Source organism: Pseudomonas migulae NBRC 103157, from assembly GCF_002091715.1.
GTDB lineage: Bacteria > Pseudomonadota > Gammaproteobacteria > Pseudomonadales > Pseudomonadaceae > Aquipseudomonas > Aquipseudomonas migulae_A.
The window spans coordinates 1-1,799 of sequence record NZ_BDAG01000091.1; the positions used below are offsets into that span (position 1 = coordinate 1).

The following is a 1,799-nucleotide window of genomic DNA, read 5'->3' on the forward strand; positions in this document are numbered from 1 at the left end:
GACTATACGCAGACCTCGCAGGAGCCGGCTTGCTGACGAAAGCGGCCTGCCAACCAACCTGTTCTCGCGGAAATACGCAGACCTCGTAGGAGCCGGCTTGCTGGCGATGACGCCCTGCCAGCCAACTTATCCTCGCGGAAATACGCAAATTCTGTAGGGGGTTCTGAAGGCAAAAAAAACCCGGCAAAAGCCGGGTTTTTTATCTGGCGTCGAGCTTAAGCGGTGAAGGTTTTGCCTTCGAATTGCTCAGCCACGAATTTCCAGTTGACCAGGTTCCAGAACGCTTCTACGTACTTCGGACGCAGGTTGCGGTAGTCGATGTAGTAAGCGTGTTCCCAGACGTCGCAGGTCAGCAGCGGGGTGTCGCCGCTGGTCAGCGGGTTGCCGGCGCCGATGGTGCTGGCCAGGGCCAGGGAACCGTCAGCCTTTTTCACCAGCCAGCCCCAACCGGAACCGAAGGTGCCGATGGAGGTTTTGCTGAATTCTTCTTTGAACTTGTCGAACGAACCGAAGGCTGCGTTGATGGCTTCAGCCAGTGCGCCGGTTGGTTGACCGCCGGCGTTTGGCGCCAGGCAGTTCCAGTAGAAAGTGTGGTTCCAGACCTGAGCGGCGTTGTTGAAGATGCCACCCGAGGAAGACTTGACGATTTCTTCCAGGGTCTTGCCTTCGAACTCGGTGCCTGGCACCAGGTTGTTCAGGTTCACGACGTAGGTGTTGTGGTGCTTGTCGTGGTGGTATTCCAGGGTTTCCTTGGAAATGTGCGGCTGCAGGGCATCGTGTGCGTAAGGCAGCGGCGGCAATTCGAAAGCCATGATGATTCTCCTAATCAGGTCAGTTGCGGTGGTCGCAAGGCCGATCACGGGCGGCCAGACAAGCGCCGGGGAGTTTGTACTCTTTGCGGCGCATCGGACCGGATCATAGCACCGGGGGTGCGGCATAACCACGCAACAACTGTGTGGAATAGAGGTTCCAGAGCCTTTTGGAATAAATCAGGCGCTGGTGATTAGTTGAGCTGCCACGGTGAACATCATTACGGCCACCAATAAATCCAGAATCCGCCATGTGCTTGGCCGAGCCAGCCACGGCGCCAGCCAAGCGGCGCCCAGCGCCAGGGTGAAAAACCACAGCAAAGACGCACTGGCCGCCCCCACGACATAAGCGCCAGGCTCGGTTTGTTGCGCGCCGAGGGAGCCGATCAGCAACACCGTATCCAGATAAACGTGCGGGTTGAGCAACGTCACCGCCAAAGCGCTGAGCATGACCGCGCGCAGTGACCGTACCGTCTGGTTTTCACCCTGTTGCAGGCTTTGCTTCGAGCAGGCCCGACGCAGCGCCAGGCTGCCGTACCACAGCAAAAACGCCGCACCACCCCAGCGGGCGATGGCCAGCAATGTCGGATTTTGCGCCAGCACAGTGGCCAGACCGAACACGCCGGCAGCCACCAGCAACGCATCGCACGTCACGCAGAGCGCCGCCACCGGCAGGTGATGTTCACGCCGCAGGCTCTGAGCCAGCACAAACGCGTTCTGAGTGCCGATCGCCATGATCAGCCCCGCGGCCACTAACAGGCCATTTACATAGCTTTGCCACATAGGTTTTTACTCCGCGTTCGCTGCCAGATTCCGCAGCACGTGCAAGGCGCGATCGGCATCGGCCTGGCCGACGAATAAATGGTCGTGGTAGTAACCGGCGATGACGTTGCAGCTGATGCCGGCCTGGCCCAATGCCGTGGCGAATGCGGCGGTCAGGCCGACGGCGTCCAGCGCGGAGTGCACGTTCAGGGTGATCCAGGCGGCGAC

The 1,799-nt window shown here is 59.8% G+C and carries 3 protein-coding genes; all 3 read right to left on the minus strand.

Annotated features, from left to right (window positions below; all coding sequences use genetic code 11):
- Positions 1-215: 215 nt before the first annotated feature.
- Positions 216-812, minus strand: coding sequence for a superoxide dismutase (locus PMI01S_RS30705; RefSeq protein ID WP_017340540.1), 597 nt, complete (start codon positions 810-812; stop codon positions 216-218).
- A 177-nt stretch (positions 813-989) separates the two neighbouring features.
- Positions 990-1,592 carry a LysE/ArgO family amino acid transporter gene (locus PMI01S_RS30710; protein ID WP_084323908.1) on the minus strand — a complete coding sequence of 201 codons (603 nt, stop codon included), beginning with the start codon at positions 1,590-1,592 and terminating at the stop codon, positions 990-992.
- A gap of 6 nt (positions 1,593-1,598) precedes the next feature.
- The coding region (locus PMI01S_RS30715) for an ACT domain-containing protein (protein WP_139811127.1) at positions 1,599-1,799 on the minus strand (201 nt) is incomplete at its 5' end.